At 42.1% G+C, this 15,868-nt stretch carries 16 protein-coding genes; 14 read left to right on the top strand and 2 right to left on the bottom strand.

The window, feature by feature from the left end:
* Positions 1-59: 59 nt before the first annotated feature.
* The 14 genes from HCJ54_RS06120 (at position 60) to cshA (ending at position 14,389) form a co-directional block, all read left to right on the top strand.
* The gene (locus HCJ54_RS06120; RefSeq protein ID WP_036065341.1) at positions 60-437 is read left to right on the top strand and encodes a RidA family protein; all 378 of its coding nucleotides are present in this window, start codon (positions 60-62) and stop codon (positions 435-437) included.
* 66 nt (positions 438-503) lie between these two features.
* On the top strand, positions 504-1,607 hold the full coding sequence (locus HCJ54_RS06115) for a 5-methyltetrahydropteroyltriglutamate--homocysteine S-methyltransferase (protein ID WP_187136992.1): 1,104 nt from the start codon (positions 504-506) through the stop codon (positions 1,605-1,607).
* 240 nt (positions 1,608-1,847) lie between these two features.
* Positions 1,848-3,227: an amino acid ABC transporter substrate-binding protein/permease gene (locus HCJ54_RS06110; RefSeq protein WP_425324794.1), complete on the top strand. Its 1,380-nt coding sequence runs from the start codon at positions 1,848-1,850 to the stop codon at positions 3,225-3,227.
* Positions 3,220-3,948, top strand: coding sequence for an amino acid ABC transporter ATP-binding protein (locus tag HCJ54_RS06105; protein WP_036065336.1), 729 nt, complete (start codon positions 3,220-3,222; stop codon positions 3,946-3,948). Before HCJ54_RS06110 ends, HCJ54_RS06105 begins: the two co-directional genes overlap by 8 nt.
* A 433-nt stretch (positions 3,949-4,381) precedes the next feature.
* Positions 4,382-4,528 carry an Lmo0850 family protein gene (locus HCJ54_RS06100; protein ID WP_173399967.1) on the top strand — a complete coding sequence of 49 codons (147 nt, stop codon included), beginning with the start codon at positions 4,382-4,384 and terminating at the stop codon, positions 4,526-4,528.
* 239 nt (positions 4,529-4,767) lie between these two features.
* Complete coding sequence (locus tag HCJ54_RS06095) at positions 4,768-5,538, top strand: hypothetical protein (RefSeq protein WP_187136990.1); 771 nt, start codon at positions 4,768-4,770, stop codon at positions 5,536-5,538.
* A 97-nt stretch (positions 5,539-5,635) separates the two neighbouring features.
* Entirely contained in the window at positions 5,636-6,187 is a 552-nt protein-coding gene (locus HCJ54_RS06090) for a TetR/AcrR family transcriptional regulator (protein ID WP_036065334.1), read from the top strand.
* A gap of 89 nt (positions 6,188-6,276) precedes the next feature.
* Complete coding sequence (locus HCJ54_RS06085; protein ID WP_185411489.1) at positions 6,277-6,627, top strand: DMT family transporter; 351 nt, start codon at positions 6,277-6,279, stop codon at positions 6,625-6,627.
* Positions 6,627-6,947 carry a DMT family transporter gene (locus tag HCJ54_RS06080; protein ID WP_187137073.1) on the top strand — a complete coding sequence of 107 codons (321 nt, stop codon included), beginning with the start codon at positions 6,627-6,629 and terminating at the stop codon, positions 6,945-6,947. The genes HCJ54_RS06085 and HCJ54_RS06080 overlap by 1 nt, the downstream gene beginning before the upstream one ends.
* 631 nt (positions 6,948-7,578) lie before the next feature.
* A complete protein-coding gene (locus HCJ54_RS06075; protein WP_187136989.1) occupies positions 7,579-8,697 on the top strand; it encodes a D-alanine--D-alanine ligase in 1,119 nt (372 codons plus the stop codon).
* A 66-nt stretch (positions 8,698-8,763) separates the two neighbouring features.
* Positions 8,764-10,137 carry a UDP-N-acetylmuramoyl-tripeptide--D-alanyl-D-alanine ligase gene (locus tag HCJ54_RS06070; RefSeq protein ID WP_187136988.1) on the top strand — a complete coding sequence of 458 codons (1,374 nt, stop codon included), beginning with the start codon at positions 8,764-8,766 and terminating at the stop codon, positions 10,135-10,137.
* A gap of 233 nt (positions 10,138-10,370) precedes the next feature.
* On the top strand, positions 10,371-10,598 hold the full coding sequence (locus tag HCJ54_RS06065; protein ID WP_185525959.1) for a hypothetical protein: 228 nt from the start codon (positions 10,371-10,373) through the stop codon (positions 10,596-10,598).
* 251 nt (positions 10,599-10,849) lie between these two features.
* Positions 10,850-12,358, top strand: coding sequence for a polysaccharide pyruvyl transferase family protein (locus tag HCJ54_RS06060; RefSeq protein WP_185525987.1), 1,509 nt, complete (start codon positions 10,850-10,852; stop codon positions 12,356-12,358).
* A gap of 483 nt (positions 12,359-12,841) precedes the next feature.
* On the top strand, positions 12,842-14,389 hold the full coding sequence (gene cshA, locus HCJ54_RS06055) for a degradosome RNA helicase CshA (RefSeq protein ID WP_187136987.1): 1,548 nt from the start codon (positions 12,842-12,844) through the stop codon (positions 14,387-14,389).
* 64 nt (positions 14,390-14,453) lie between these two features.
* On the opposite strand, the gene HCJ54_RS06050 is transcribed toward cshA, so the two are convergent.
* Together HCJ54_RS06050 and HCJ54_RS06045 are read right to left on the bottom strand one after the other, a co-directional pair.
* On the bottom strand, positions 14,454-15,305 hold the full coding sequence (locus HCJ54_RS06050; RefSeq protein ID WP_187136986.1) for an aldo/keto reductase: 852 nt from the start codon (positions 15,303-15,305) through the stop codon (positions 14,454-14,456).
* A 76-nt stretch (positions 15,306-15,381) separates the two neighbouring features.
* On the bottom strand, positions 15,382-15,804 hold the full coding sequence (locus HCJ54_RS06045; RefSeq protein ID WP_185411238.1) for a MerR family transcriptional regulator: 423 nt from the start codon (positions 15,802-15,804) through the stop codon (positions 15,382-15,384).
* Positions 15,805-15,868: the final 64 nt, after the last annotated feature.

Below are 15,868 nucleotides of genomic sequence, written 5' to 3'. Positions count from 1 at the left end.
CAAAACTGTCTGAATTGACATACAATACTAACATAACCAACTATTAGGAGGATTTGAACATGACAAAAGAAATAATTCACACAGATCAAGCACCAAAAGCGTTAGGACCATATTCGCAAGCGGTGAAAGTAAATGGCTTTATTTATGCTTCGGGACAACTGGGCATTGATCCAGCAACTGGCGAAATGGTGGTAGGTGTTGAGGCGCAAACAAAGCAAGCGTTTGCGAACATTCAAGCGGTTTTAGAAGCTGGCGGTTCAAGCCTTGATAAAATCGTCAAAACAACGGTTCTTTTCAAAGATCTTGGTAATTTTATCGCGGTCAATGAAATTTATGCGTCATTTTTCGAAGGGGATTATCCGGCACGTAGCGCGTTTCAAGTAGCGAAATTACCTAACGACGCGGATATTGAAATTGAAGTAATCGCAGAAGCATAGAATAAAAAAGCTGAGCCTCGTAAAATAGGTTCGGTTTTTTCAAATTGGATGATTGGAGTGGGGAGTATGGTAAAAGGACCATTTAGAGCAGATCAAGTCGGGAGTATTTTGAGGACGGAAGCGATTAAGCAGGCGAGGTTAGATAAAGCGGCAGGCAAGATCGATGCCGGTGAATTGCGCGCGATTGAAGATGAAGAAATTAAATACATTGTGGCGAAACAAAAAGAAGCAGGGTTAACCGCGGTGACAGATGGCGAATTCCGCCGCGCTTGGTGGCATTTTGATTTTCTGGAAGGTCTAGATGGCGTGGAAGGCTACGATGCGGATACGGGGATTCAGTTTGCTAACGTCCAAACCAAGACCCATTCCGTCAAAATTGTAGCGCCAATCCGGTTTGGAAATCATCCGATGCTTGCGGATTACCGTTTTTTACATAGCATCGCGGGAGAAGAGGCCGTTGCTAAAATGACGATTCCGAGCCCAGCGATGTTGCATTATCGCGGTGATATTGACTACGCGCCGTATATCGCGGACAAAGCGCTATTCTTGCAAGATTTGGCGGATGCCTATAAACAGGCGATTCAAGCGTTCTATGATGAGGGATGTCGTTATTTGCAACTCGATGATACGTCTTGGAGCTATTTATGTTCCGATGAGCAAAGAGAAGTTGTGCGGTCGCGTGGATTTGATCCCGACGAACTACAAACGATTTATAAAGATCTCATCAACGAGGCTATTTCTGAAAAAACAGCTGACATGGTCATTACGATGCATATCTGTCGCGGTAATTTCCGTTCGACATGGATCGCATCTGGCGGCTATGAGCCAGTAGCAGAGACCTTATTTGGCGGACTCCATATCGATGGCTTTTTCCTTGAGTATGATAACGATCGTTCCGGAGATTTCGCGCCATTACGCTATGTGAAACGCCCAGATTTAAAAATTATTCTTGGTCTTATCACATCGAAAAATGGTATTTTAGAAGATCCAGACGCTATTAAAGCGAGAATAAAAGAAGCATCGGAATTCGTGCCACTTTCTCAACTATGTCTAAGCCCCCAATGCGGTTTTGCTTCTACAGAAGAAGGAAACGTCTTAACGGAAAACGAACAATGGGCGAAGCTTGCGCACGTTGTAACGATAGCAAAAGATATTTGGAACGAAAAATAATTGCCATAAAAAAACCTTGAAATGAACCGCTGTTTTAAGGTTTTTTTATGCCTTCTGGTAAGCTTATCTGAATTAGGTATTTTCAATAAGGTTACATTATGATAAAATCGAGAATGTGTTATCTTTTTTACAGCATCGAAAGTAAAGAATATTCTATATACATATCGTACAAATGGGGAGGAAACAATGAAAAAAACCAAAATACTATTTTTACTCTTGTCGTTTATGGCTGTTTTCGCAATGGTTGCGGGCAGCTTTGTACCAGTTGCGCATGCTGAGAAACAGAAAGTTTACGAGATCGGAACCGATGAAACCTTTGCGCCATTTGAGTTTCAGAACAATAAAGGTGAGCTAATCGGCATCGATATGGATATCTTGAAGGCAATTGCGAAAGATCAAGATTTCCAATACAAAGTAAAGCCACTCGGTTTTAACGCTGCAGTTCAGGCGCTTGCGAGCAATCAAGTCGACGGTGTTATTGCCGGTATGAGCATCACCGACGAACGCAAGCAAAAATTTGATTTTTCTGATCCATACTTCGAATCAGGAATTGTTATGGCCATCAAAAAAGGCGACGATACCATCAAGTCATACGAAGATTTACGAGGTAAAAAAGTTGCTGTTAAAACAGGTACGGAAGGTTACGCGTTTGCAGAAGCTAACAAAGCTAAATATGGCTATACACTCGTGCCGTTTGATGATTCCGCGAGTATGTACGCCGATGTTAGAACAGGCAATTCCGCTGCATGTTTTGACGACTATCCCGTCCTTGCTTACGGTGTGAAACAAGGCAACGGTCTGGATATTGTAACCGAGAAAGAAAAAGGAAATTCCTATGGATTTGCCGTGAACAAAGGGAAGAATCAGGAGCTACTAAAAAAATTCAACGCTGGGCTTATCAACATCAAAGCAAGCGGTGAATATCAAGAGATTATTAATACGTATATCGGTAGTGACGTGCAGCAGAAATCATTTTGGGATCTGCTAATAGAAAGCGCACCAGCCTTACTGTTAGGTCTATGGTATACAATTAAATTAACACTTATTTCTCTTATTTTTGCAGCTGTTTTAGGCCTTGTTTTCGGATTTTTGAAAGTGAGTCGCAACAAATTTTTACGAGGAATTGCTACGGTTTACGTCGACATTTTCCGAGGTATCCCGCTGATCGTTCTCGCGTTCTTTATCTATTTCGGGATTCCAGAGGCGTTGGGCTTCAAAATGGATGCCACAGTCGCGGCTGTTATCACGCTTAGCTTGAACGCCGGTGCCTATATTACGGAGATTATCCGCGGTGGAATCCAGGCAGTCGATAAAGGTCAAATGGAGGCAGGGCGCTCGCTCGGACTACCATATGGCAAAACGATGATCAAAATCATTCTGCCACAAGCGATTCGCGTCATGATCCCGTCTTTCATCAACCAATTTGTCATCACACTAAAAGATACATCCATTATGAGCGTCATCGGCCTTGTCGAGTTGACACAATCCGGTAAAATCATCATCGCCCGTACATTTGAGTCATCCACCATTTGGTTGATCGTCGCAATCATGTACTTGATCGTTATCACGGCATTAACGAAACTATCCAACGTGATGGAACGGAGGGTCAATAATGACTAAACTAAAAGTAACAGATTTAAAGAAAAGTTTTGGCACCAATGAAGTTTTAAAAGGAATCAATTTAGAAGTGGCAGAAGGCGAAGTAGTCTGCGTTATCGGCCCATCTGGTTCCGGCAAAAGTACGTTCTTGCGCTGTATGAATCACTTGGAGGAAATCACGGCTGGCTCTGTTATCGTCGATGATTTCAACATTACCGATAAAAAAACGGACATCAATAAAGTACGCGAAAATATCGGCATGGTTTTTCAACATTTTAACCTATTTCCACACATGTCCGTTCTTAAAAATATCATGTTAGCACCGACAGAGCTTAGCAAACAATCGAAGGAAGAAGCGCGCAAGGCGGCCCTCGCACTCCTCACACGTGTCGGACTCGCAGATAAAGCAGATGCGTTTCCAAGCCAACTATCCGGTGGTCAAAAACAGCGTGTCGCGATTGCCCGAGCACTCGCAATGAATCCTGATATCATGCTATTTGATGAACCGACTTCCGCGCTCGATCCAGAAATGGTTGGCGAAGTGCTTGGCGTTATGAAGGATTTGGCCAAAGAAGGCATGACGATGATGGTCGTGACACATGAGATGGGCTTTGCCAAAGAAGTAGGCGATCGAGTTATCTTCATGGACGGCGGCTATATCGTCGAAGAAGGCACACCAGAGCAAGTATTCGATACGCCGAAACACGAACGAACGATCAGTTTCTTAGAAAAAGTACTGTAACTCAAAAAATACAAGCCATCTTGTCCGTCCTTCGGATAAAATGGCTTGTATTTTTGTTGATCCTGTTTCTCTCGTTTTGTCTTCGTTCGTTTTGTCCGTAAATCAAGTGTTGCAAAAGCGCTCCGATGCATTGTCGGATCGAGCCTACCTTCGCGGATACGTTTTAATCGCTGTTTCTTTGCATGTGAGTTCGCCATTTCTTATCATACCTCCTGTTTCAGCCAATTATAACAAAAGTTCGTTAAAAACGCATCTATTCGCCGCATTATTCGTCTTTAAACCGTTTTCAAGACGCAAATATAAAAAATAATTCGTAAATACCTTATATTTTTTTGAAAAAGGACTGTTTTTGTCAAGCGTTTTGTGTTAAAGTGAACCTATAGAGAAAATAACAAGCGGGATAGTTTTTGAAAAGCGATTGGAGTGATACCATTTGCAAGAAAATAAAGATGTATTGAATAAAGTAATCCAACAATTAGAGAAAAAAGGTATTTTTGTAGAGAAGACGAAATCAAGAAACGACATCTGGCGCAATTTGCAAAAAAATCATTTAAACATTGTGAAGCTAGGCGTACGTTAAAACTACATAAGACACATCTTTCGCATCGATATCAACAGGTATCGATGTTTTTTATTATAAAATTTGCCGGCAAAAAAACTCTAAATAGTATAAATAATACAGATTAATACAATAAAAGCTCATTTTGTCATGAATTAGTAACTAAGATTTGAATCAATTGACACATACAATTAGGGCTAAGTGTTGTATGATAAGAATAGAGATGTGTGAGATAAGAGAGGAATTGGGTGAGTAGGGCAATGAAAAAAGAGATATTGAAGCAGCAGACGATTTATGTACACATGGACAATGTGATAAATAATGTTGTAACGAGCGGTATTACTTTCTGTGACTTTATGAATGGTGTGATGACACCACCGCAAAATATGTTATTGCTAAAACACCAGTTTCCAGAAGCTTCTTTCAATGCGCATACATCGTTTCATTATACTGATGTTAAGGATTTACCGGAGCTTATCAAAGCACCAGTGACGCAATATGGTGATTTTTGTTGGATTGATTTTGAGGAAACGGATCTAGTGAATCAGCTGACAGCACAAGAAGTGGCAGAATTACTTTATTTGGCGCATACCGGTAGACACTTACGCTCACCATTTTATTACAAGTTACAGAATAATTTTGTATATTTGACAAAAAATGACGGTCGCTACAACAAAGTCTACTATCGCAATCTAGACCAGTTTTATAATGTATTAGGTTACGCAATTTGGAAAAATATGATGCAAATGACAACGGAAAAAATCGTTCTGCCGTTCATCAAACGTAAAAAAATTGCAGATATTCCAGTGGAGTTGCTTAAGAAGTTTGCCAGTTATTTCCGTGAGGGCGCATGTATCTCTTTTGACGACGCCGTGAAGTCGCGCAATCAGATCGAAGTGCCCATTGGTTTGAATCTCAAAGATGATATGCAAGAGTTGTTGCGTTCCAATGAATTAATCGCGTATGAACACGTGGTCGCGCACTTGATTTATGATATGAGACAAAATGAATGGTCGGTTATTGACGGCTAATTGGAAGATATCAAGAAAATCACGAAACATAAGGCTTTACGTTTTGTGATTTTTTTGATAGAATGAAACTAATGATCGTTAGTTAGGAGAAGTTTTTATGTCGGGTCAACGATTGAAAGAAGCCGCATTACCACTTTTTGCGGAGCAGGGATACGATGGCACAGCCTTATCCGAAATAGCGAAGGCTGTTGGGATTAAGACGCCATCCATTTACGCCCATTTTGCCTCGAAAGAAGCCTTGTTTTTGGAAATTTATCGCGATGTGATGCGACATGAGTTGGTTGTGCTTGGAGAGATCGCACAAGAAACACATGCAACGGTGGAAGACGAGCTACACGCTTTTTTCTACAAGGTCACCGATTTCAACAGTGATCCAGAAGTAAAGCGTTTTTTTCAGCGCGCCATCTTTTTTCCACCGCAATCACTCGCGACACAAATGAGGGAAGAGATGACAACGTATGAAGCGCTGACCTCGGAATCCATTGGGAACATTCTACTAAGGAAGTTAGATGAGGCGCAGAAGGAAAAATGGATTTATGTATTTTATTGTTTACTAGATGGCCTCAGTTTGGAACATGAGATTTATAGCGCGGCAGATTTCGCGAAACGACGCGATGCTGCGTGGGAAGCGTTGGCGGCGCTTTTGTAGGAACGAGCAGAGAGGATGGCCTTTCGGATGCGGTTAGCCGTATTTTCAGCAATTTTGGGACAGCCCGATAAATTTAGGAGGAAAAAGTGATGGCATGGATTTATTTAGTGCTCGCTGGGTTGTCTGAAATCGTTTGGGCGTTCGGTTTAAAAGAAGCACATGGCTTTAGTAGGTTAGGGTGGAGTTTATTAACGGTTGCGTTTTTGATTGTTAGTTTCTATTTATTCGCAAGAGCGATGCGCAAAATTCCAATTGGCACAGCATACGCGGTGTTTACGGGAATTGGCGCGGCTGGAACAGCGATTATCGGGATGCTATTTTTGAATGAATCAACAGGTATTTGGAAAATTGTTTCGCTCGCAGTACTGATTTGCGGGATTATCGGTTTGAAGTTGGTCGATAGCGGTGCAAAATCGGATGAAAAGGCGGGTGATGCATGATGGCTTGGATATTTTTATTAGTAGCAGGATTATGTGAAATGGTTTTTGTCGTGATGATGAAACTCTCTGAAGGATTCAAAAAACTAAAATTCTCACTGCTAACAGTCCTTTTTATGACTGCTAGTTTCTTCTTATTGTCCTTGTCGTTGAAAACTATTCCGATTGGGACCGGCTATGCTATCTGGACTGGAATTGGAGCGGTTGGATCGGTTGTTATGGGGATGATCTTGTTTAAGGAGAAGAAGAGCGTCTTAAAATTACTATTTATCGCGATGATTTTGGCGGGGGTTATTGGCCTCAAACTCACTTCTGGCGCCTAGCGGAGCGCTGAACGCTCATCTGCGTCGTTAAAGCCTGTGCTCCGATGCTCACGTACAAATCGTACGCTCCGCTTCGGTGCTCGGCTTTGCCTAGCATCTAAGCATTCAGCACTCCGCTAGGGTTTGGCGGCTGTTTCATGTATTCTGTAAATCATGTTTGTGATTTTGTCCTATTTTTTGTCACGGATTTATCTGCGTCGTTAAAGCCTGTGCTCCGATGCTCACGTACAAATCGTACGCTCCGCTTCGGTGCTCGGCTTTGCCTAGCATCTAAGCATTCAGCGCTCCGCTAGATTTTGGCGGCTATTTCATGTATTCTGTAAATCATGTTTGTGATTTTGTCCTATTTTTTGTCACGGATTTATCTGCGTCGTTAAAGCCTGTGCTCCGATGCTCACGTACAAATCTTACGCTCCGCTTCGGTGCTCGGCTTTGCCTAGCATCTAAGCATTCAGCACTCCGCTAGAGTTTGGCGGCTATTTCATGTATTCTGTAAATCGTGTTTGTGATTTTGGCATGATTTTTGGCATCTTAAAAATAATGAGGTGCTTTTTTTGTGTTTTGCTTTCATTCGGGGGAAAACGTGTTAAAATAGATTGTATTGATTTAGGTAGGATAACGGAGGGGTACGATGAAAACAAAATTAGTATTGCTTTATGGTGGGAAATCCGCGGAACATGAGATTTCTTTGCAAACGGCTTTTTCAGTCATTAATGCTTTGTCTTTTGATAAATTTGAGGTTAAACCGATTTACATAACGAATGATGGTGACTGGGTGCAAGGCCCAGCTTTGACGCAAAAAATGGATTTTGTCGAGCAGCTTCGTTTTGAACAGCGCGATGGCTTGAAATTGACGCAAGATAAGGATACGGCTTCTCATGGTTTAGCGATTAGTCCGGCCTCTATTCGGGAGGATGGCGACGCGGAGCAATTGGTTGTTTTTCCGTTGCTGCATGGTCCTAACGGTGAGGACGGGACGGTGCAAGGTTTGCTCGAAGTTCTGAACTTACCATATGTCGGGGCTGGTGTTCTAGCGTCGGCCGCTGCGATGGACAAGATCGTGATGAAAATGGTGTTCGCGGATGCTGGTATTCCGCAAGTTGCGGATGTGTCTATACGCGCCATTGACTGGCAAGAAAAGCAAACCGAGATGATTGCAAAAGTGGAGGCAGAACTTGTTTACCCTGTCTTTGTGAAGCCTGCAAATCTTGGCTCGAGTGTGGGAATCAGTAAAGCAACGGATCGGGAATCACTGATTGCTGCTATGGTGGAGGCGCTACGTTATGATCGCCGAATCGTGGTGGAGCAAGGCGTCGTAGCCCGTGAAATTGAGGTTGCGGTACTTGGAAATGATACACCGGAATGCTCCGTGGCTGGTGAAATTATCCCCAAAGGCGAAGTAGCTGTATTTTATGACTATAAGGCGAAATATCAGGATAATGATACGGTGATGGCCATTCCAGCTGAGCTCGATGCGGGGATTTACGAGCAGCTTGTGGATTATGCGAAGCGCGCTTTCCTAGGGCTCGACTGTAGTGGTCTTGTGCGTGCGGACTTCTTTGTTACGAAAGATAATCAGATTTTCCTAAATGAAGTAAATACGATGCCAGGTTTCACGCCATTTAGCATGTATCCGTTACTATGGCAAGAAAGTGGTTTGCCGTATGCTGATTTAATTATCAAACTCGTCGAACTTGCTAAAGAACGACATACCGCAAAAAATAGTTTAAAATATACATTAGAAGACTAATCATGACGGGAAAGCAGTGCCAAACACGGGCTGCTTTTTTGTCGGAATTTTGGAAGGAGTAATATTTTGAAAAGAACAGTTGGAGAAATTGCAGAAATGATACCGGTTATAAATGACATAGAGGCGTGGAAAGACATTGCGATCACAGGTGTTTGCTTTGATACACGCCAAATAAAGGATGGAGATCTGTTTGTCCCGTTTGTTGGTGAATCCCGTGACGGTCATGCTTTCGTAGTGCAGGCACACGCGGCAGGAGCGGCAGCAGCTTTATGGCAAAAGGGTAGCCCGAACCCACCGATCGGCGTCCCGATTTTGATGGTAGAAGATACGCTCATCGCATTACAACAGCTCGCACAAGCCTATCTGAAACAAGTTGCTCCGAAAACAATCGCAATTACCGGAAGTAACGGAAAAACGACGACGAAAGATATCATGGCAGCGATTGCTTCGGTGAAATACCGTGTCCATAAAACAGGTGGTAATTTTAATAATCATATCGGCTTGCCGTACACGATTTTGACGATGCCTGAGGATACGGAGGTTGCGGTTCTTGAAATGGGGATGAATCATCGCCACGAAATCGAGACCTTAACGAAGATTGTGGAGCCAGACTTGGCGATCATTACAAATGTTGGTGAGGCGCACTTAGAACACCTCGGTTCTAGAGCTGAAATTGCCAATGCCAAAATGGAAATAACGCAAGGTTTGGTGCCGGAAAGTTTACTGATTTATCCGAGCGATGAACCGTTATTGACGCCGCTCGTAACGAATGCGTACAGAACCGCGACATTTGGCATGACTGGTGATCTTCGCCCAGAGACAATGCAGACCGAAATGGAAGGCACGACCTTCACGACCAATTTTGCGCCGGAGACAGAAATTTTCGTTCCGATCGTTGGCGAGCATAACGTCTTTAACACGATGGCCGCGATGTTAGCCGCGCGCGAACTTGAGATCACGCCAATCGAAGTAAAAGAAGCTCTGGCAAATATGGAACGCTCGAATAGCCGCCTCGAATGGCTTGTTGGTGCAAAAGGCAGTGACATCCTAAACGACGCTTACAACTCAAGCCCAACCGCATTGACTGCCGTTTTAAAAACTTTCATGAACTTAGAAGCCCCCGGCAAAAAGAAATTTGTTGTGGTGGCCGATATGTTAGAGCTTGGCGATGATGCTGATAAGTTCCACGCTGAAGCCGGAAGCAAGATCACAAAAGGAAGCGTGGATGCCGTGTTTGCATATGGAACCCACATCGAAGCCTTCACAAAAGCAGCTGCAAAGAATATCGGTGCAGAAAATGTGTATTACTTCCGCGAAAAAGCCGATTTGCAAGCCGCGCTGTTGGATCAGGTGACGGGCGAGGAGTATATCATGGTGAAGGGGTCTTATGGGATGGGGTTGAAGGATGTAGTCTCTGAATTAGTTAATCCAGGTATATAGTGAGGAGGGTCTTGAGGTTAGATAGGAATCCAATTTCAAGACCTTTATCTATACTAATATTATTGCACGAATAAAGGTTTATGTTTAATTAGAACGGGCTTGCTTTTCTAGTAGTCTTCGGATAGACTCTTTAGTGTAGGAGAGGGTTTAATTAGCTGATTTAATCTTTGTTCCTACAAGAATTATTGTAAAAGTTGGGTAATTCATTTTTTAGTCCATATAAGGGGGTAGCTATGTATTTTAAATATTTTTATGTCAGTGGAATTATAGGTCTGATTTTAGTGTTTGTTGTTCAAGTTATTAATTTTATAAAGAAAGTTGCTATTCAAGGAGGGCTTCTGGATGGTGATGCATACCAAGGTGTGTTTAATACTGGTTTAATGGCTATTCCTATTATCTTTTTTTGTATTAGTTTTGTATTTTTAATGTTGTATGTATACAAAGATTTAAAAATACAATGATTGATTTTCAATCATAAGGTATACACATATCATTTTTTCAGGAAACTATGAAAGACTATTGCGCTGTTGGGTGGTCTCTTGAGCTTCTCCAAATTAAAATCTATGCCATTGTTTTTCTTCTCTATGATTATACTTAATTTCCGTGTAAAAAGCTTCATGATTGCGCTATTTTTTTCTAACTGCTATACTCATTGTGAATGACAAATAAAGGGATGTGTATAGTAGTGAAAAAAATATTAGTTCGCAGTGGGATGCGGCCAATAGACGCCTTTTCAGCTGAAGAGATACTCACGAAAGATCGCACAGGTTATAATAATGGAAACTTGGCATACCAATACAGTATTTTCCGAACATTATGGCAAGATGATGTGGAATTATTCTCCGACGGGTACTTCGCCAATCCTAATTTAGCAGATGGAATAAATGATACATATGACGCGTATATTATTCCACTTGCAGATGCATTTCGTGAGGATTTTCGGTGGATGTTGCGGGCGTATACGCAGTTAATTAAACGTTTGAAGATTCCGGTATATGTGATTGGAGTTGGGCTAAGAGCGCCATATGAAGCGCAACTTGGAAAAGGTTTTATTTTTGATGAGGATGTAAAAGCATTTGTAAGCGCAGTCTTGGAGAAATCTGGGCAAATCGGTCTGAGGGGGAGTATTACTGCTGATTATTTAACAAAGCTGGGCTTTAAAGAAGGCGTCGATCATCGTGTCATTGGTTGCCCTTCACTTTATACATTTGGTAGAGAGCTGAAAATTAGGCCGCTTAATTTGCACAAAAACTCTCCAATTGCAATTAATGCTTCCCCTGTAGCTTTAGAGAGTTCTATTGATTTCTTAAACAAAGTGACAGCACAATATAATAATTATAATTTTATACCGCAATTATACGACGAACTATTTTTGACCTATGCAGGTGGGCCAAAGGTTGTTAGTGAAATTCCTAATTATCCAACAGATATCAAGTCCAATTATTATAAAGAGGGAAAGGTGAAATATTTCACAAGTATGCAAGCGTGGCTTGATGAGATGAGGCAAACCAGCTTCACTATTGGTTCTAGGCTACATGGAAATGTTATCGCGACCATCACAGGAACACCAAATATCTCCTTTGTTCAAGATGCGCGGATGCGTGAACTAGCGGCATATCATAAATTGCCACACATTGTTGCTGAAGAATTAGCAGGGTATAACAATCTGGAGGAGCTGCTTGAAAAAATAGATCTGTACTCCGCAGAAACAGTCCAGACTAGGAACTTTGACACATATTTGGATTTTTTAAACTATAATGAAATTCCACATATTTATACAACTGATAAAAACCGTAAAGATGCACCGCTAGATCAATTGTTGGCTAACGTAGATTTTCCAACAGGGGTTTTACCAATAACTGCGTGTCGTTCAGATGTTATCATTGATCGTTTAAATAAAGCTACTGAAATTGTTAAGGAGCGGGCTACAAGCAAAGTGAATCTCGAAATCAACAAGCGTGAACAACAGATTGGGATGCTCAAAAAAAATGTGAGTGAAGAGCAACAAAGGTTACAAGAAGAGCGACGGAAATTGGCAACTGCAGAGCAAAAAATAAATGAGCAAGAAAAACAATTGCAAATAAAGTCAAAAAGACTAGCAGAAACAACTATTCAGTTACAGGAAAAAGGAAAAGAAGCAGATTACTATAAACGCACAACTGAACGAAAAGCGGCTCGAATGGCATTAAAAGTGGCGGATGTTTTTGCAAAGAAAGGATAATAGGCGACAAGAGGATATGATTCCTTAATTTTAAGGTGTTATATCTTCTTTTCATAATGTTTGCGATGAGAATAGATGGAAACGCCACCATCTTCATCTACTAAAAATAATTCACCTAATCCAAGTTAAATCATTGAAAACACAAGGGATTCATGTTATGATGATTTGTGGAAGTTAATTAGGTTTTTACGATAAGCCTACATTATTATTAGAGGGCTTTTTTATTTTTTGCGTAAGAGACTGTGGACTGAATCGATCGCTTGTCGGCGTTGATGTTTGCTCCCAGCCTCCATTATGTCGTGAATCATATGCTTGGTTTATCCAAGCTTTTCTATTGCAGAAAAATGAAATATGCGGGCGTTATTTTCAAAGATATGAAGAACAACGAGCTGCATTAACCAGATGAATTAAAACGATGAGTAAAGATGATGAAGATGAGAAAGTGCTCTCCCAAAAAAACTTATTTTTAAAGGAGAAATGACATTGACAAAGTTTTCGGAGTTCGGTTTAGATCCGCTAATTGTTAAATCAGTAAACAGAATGGGATTTGAGGAAGCTACCCCAATCCAAGAAAAAACAATTCCACTAGGTCTTTTAGGTAAAGACATTATTGGACAAGCACAAACAGGTACAGGTAAGACGGCAGCTTTTGGTTTGCCACTTATCAACAAAATTGATGCGAAGAAGCAAGGTGTACAATCGCTAATTATCGCTCCAACACGGGAGCTTGCAATCCAGGTTTCAGAGGAGCTATATCGTTTAGCATCTGACAAACGCCTTCATGTTTTAGCAGTATACGGTGGTTCTGACATCAGCCGTCAAATCCGTTCATTGAAGAAAAATCCACAAATCGTTGTTGGTACGCCAGGACGTATTCTAGATCATATCAACCGTAAAACGTTGCGCCTAGAAAATGTGGAAACATTAGTATTGGATGAAGCGGATGAAATGCTAAACATGGGATTCATCGATGATATCGAGTCGATCCTAAAAACAGTTCCAGATGAGCGCCAAACATTGCTATTCTCAGCAACAATGCCAAAACCAATCCAACGCATCGCAGAACGTTTCATGAAAAACCCGGAATTGGTACAAGTAAAAACAAAAGAAATGACAGCTCTACTAATCGAGCAATTCTTCGTGAAAGTAAACGAAAGAGAGAAATTCGATGTGCTTTCTAGACTTTTAGATGTACAAGCACCTGAACTTGCGATCGTATTTGGTCGTACAAAACGCCGTGTTGACGAAGTATCTCGCGCGCTTGACATGCGTGGCTATGTTGCAGAAGGTATTCATGGTGATTTGACGCAAGCGAAACGTATGAGCGTATTGCGTAAGTTTAAAGAAGGAAAAATCGATATCCTTGTTGCCACAGACGTAGCAGCACGTGGTCTAGATATTTCTGGTGTAACACATGTTTATAACTTCGATATTCCACAAGATCCAGAGTCTTATGTCCATCGTGTTGGACGTACTGGTCGTGCCGGTAAAGAAGGTATGGCAGTAACATTCGTATCACCGCGTGAAATGGGTTACCTAAAGATCGTGGAAGATACAACGAAAAAACGCATGACACCTCTTCAACCACCAACATGGGACGAAGCATTCGAAGGTCAATTGCGCGTAGCTACTGAAAAAATTAGCGATATCGTTCGCGAAGACAGCCTAGCTGACTATAAAGTAGTAGCAACGAAATTACTTGAAGAATACGATCCAACAGATATCGCAGCAGCAATGTTGAAGCTGTTATCGAAAGAACCAGACCAAACACCAGTCCATATTTCCGAAGAACGCCCATTACCTCATCGTGGAGGAAAAGGCGGAGGCGGTAAAGGCAAAGGTGGCGGCGGCGGCTATCGCGGAGGCGGTAAAGGCGGCTATCGTGGTGGCTCTGGCGGTGGAGATCGCAAAGGCGGTGGCGGCGGTTATCGCGGCGGAAGCGGCAAAGGCGGATCTGGCGGCGGCGGACGTCGTTACAGTAACGAACGCAAAGGTTCTGGCGGCGGAAACAAAGGCGGCAGCGCTAAATAATAAGTAAACCAAAAGCTCCGAATTAGTTGTATAGACTGATTCGGAGCTTTTTTATTGTTTCAAACTATACATGCATTGTCCGGCTGGCCATCCAGCGAATCATTTCTGGGTCAGCGTGAGAGAAGAATTGGCTTTCTCCCTCGTTTAACATTGTGATTTCCTTCTTATCATCATCCGTTAATTCAAAATCAAACACATCAAGGTTTTCCTGCATTCGTTCAGGTTGCACCGACTTCGCCAATACGATGACCCCTTGCTCCACCAACCAGCGAGTAATCACTTGTGCGACGGATTTGTTGTATTTCCCTCCGATTTTGACGAGGGTTGGGTTGTGGAAGATATCATTTTTACCTTCCGCGAATGGTGCCCAAGCTTCTGGCATGATGCCTTCTGCTTTTAGCGCGGCGATGTTTGCTGTTTGTTGTTGGAATGGATTGATTTCAATTTGATTGACTTGCGGTGTAACTGTGTTGAATACAGCTAAGTCCACAGCTCTGTCCACTGCAAAATTGGATATACCGATCGCCCGGATTTTTCCTTGCTCTTGCAACGCTTCCATAGCACGCCAAGCACCGTAAATATCGCCGTACGGTTGGTGAATCAATAGTAAATCAACATAGTCTAGGTCAAGGCGTTTCAGTGAACGTTCAAATGACGCTAACACACCATCATAGCTAGCGTTTTCGACCCAAATTTTCGTCGTGATAAATAACTCTTTGCGTGCGACGCCAGATTTAGCTAGGCCACGGCCGACCGCTTCTTCGTTCATGTAGCTCTGTGCGGTGTCAATATGGCGATAACCAGCTTTGAGCGCCTCCTGCACAGCTGTTTCTGCTTGCTCTGGATCCGTGATTTGAAACGTCCCAAATCCTAAAATCGGTATTTCGACGCCATTGTTTAATGTGACAGTTTTCATGTATATATCCTCCTAGATTTTATTGATATTCTCAATTCTAACTATAAACCTTGAAGTTGGCTCCATAGCAAGTCATTCAATCATGTTTTCGTTCCCAGAGTTTTTCGACGTTTTCCGCGTTCATTTTACCCGTCTTAAATTTTGCGATATGTTCGTCGTATGTTTCGATTTTATAGACTAGTAAATTGCGTACTTGGTTCATTTCTGCTAGTTTATCGTCGAGTTCTTTCAGCTGATCTCGCAAAACTTGTTTTTGTGCCTCCTCGACATTTTGTGTTTCTCGCAGTTGAGCGAGCGTCGCAAACTCGATGAGAGATTCCACGGAAAGACCAGCTTTTCGCAAATTTTTCGCAAGGTAAATCCAGTTTAAATCGCCTGTTGCATAATCCCGGTAGCCACTCGAATTGCGATGAACGGGTGGAATAACACCAACTCGTTCGTAATAACGCAACGTATCAACGGTTAGCTCAAACATGTCCGCCGCTTGTTTGATATTCATCTTTGTTCACCTCCATATTGTGTTGTCCCTTCATTATAAACATTGGAGTTAGCACTAAGGCAAG

The organism is Listeria grandensis (genome assembly GCF_014322885.1).
GTDB lineage: Bacteria > Bacillota > Bacilli > Lactobacillales > Listeriaceae > Listeria_A > Listeria_A grandensis.
The sequence above is the reverse complement of the archived record's forward strand: the minus strand, read 5'-3'. Positions and strand labels throughout refer to the sequence as shown.

Bases quoted from the DNA above. Each gene is read 5' to 3' on its own strand.
- HCJ54_RS06120 (WP_036065341.1), top strand. From the start codon at position 60: ATGACAAAAGAAATAATTCACACAGATCAAGCACCAAAAGCGTTAGGA.
- HCJ54_RS06115 (WP_187136992.1), top strand. From the start codon at position 504: ATGGTAAAAGGACCATTTAGAGCAGATCAAGTCGGGAGTATTTTGAGG.
- HCJ54_RS06110 (WP_425324794.1), top strand. From the start codon at position 1,848: ATGGTTGCGGGCAGCTTTGTACCAGTTGCGCATGCTGAGAAACAGAAA.
- HCJ54_RS06105 (WP_036065336.1), top strand. From the start codon at position 3,220: ATGACTAAACTAAAAGTAACAGATTTAAAGAAAAGTTTTGGCACCAAT.
- HCJ54_RS06095 (WP_187136990.1), top strand. From the start codon at position 4,768: ATGAAAAAAGAGATATTGAAGCAGCAGACGATTTATGTACACATGGAC.
- HCJ54_RS06090 (WP_036065334.1), top strand. From the start codon at position 5,636: ATGTCGGGTCAACGATTGAAAGAAGCCGCATTACCACTTTTTGCGGAG.
- HCJ54_RS06085 (WP_185411489.1), top strand. From the start codon at position 6,277: ATGGCATGGATTTATTTAGTGCTCGCTGGGTTGTCTGAAATCGTTTGG.
- HCJ54_RS06080 (WP_187137073.1), top strand. From the start codon at position 6,627: ATGGCTTGGATATTTTTATTAGTAGCAGGATTATGTGAAATGGTTTTT.
- HCJ54_RS06075 (WP_187136989.1), top strand. From the start codon at position 7,579: ATGAAAACAAAATTAGTATTGCTTTATGGTGGGAAATCCGCGGAACAT.
- HCJ54_RS06065 (WP_185525959.1), top strand. From the start codon at position 10,371: ATGTATTTTAAATATTTTTATGTCAGTGGAATTATAGGTCTGATTTTA.
- HCJ54_RS06060 (WP_185525987.1), top strand. From the start codon at position 10,850: ATGCGGCCAATAGACGCCTTTTCAGCTGAAGAGATACTCACGAAAGAT.
- HCJ54_RS06050 (WP_187136986.1), bottom strand. From the start codon at position 15,305: ATGAAAACTGTCACATTAAACAATGGCGTCGAAATACCGATTTTAGGA.
- HCJ54_RS06045 (WP_185411238.1), bottom strand. From the start codon at position 15,804: ATGAATATCAAACAAGCGGCGGACATGTTTGAGCTAACCGTTGATACG.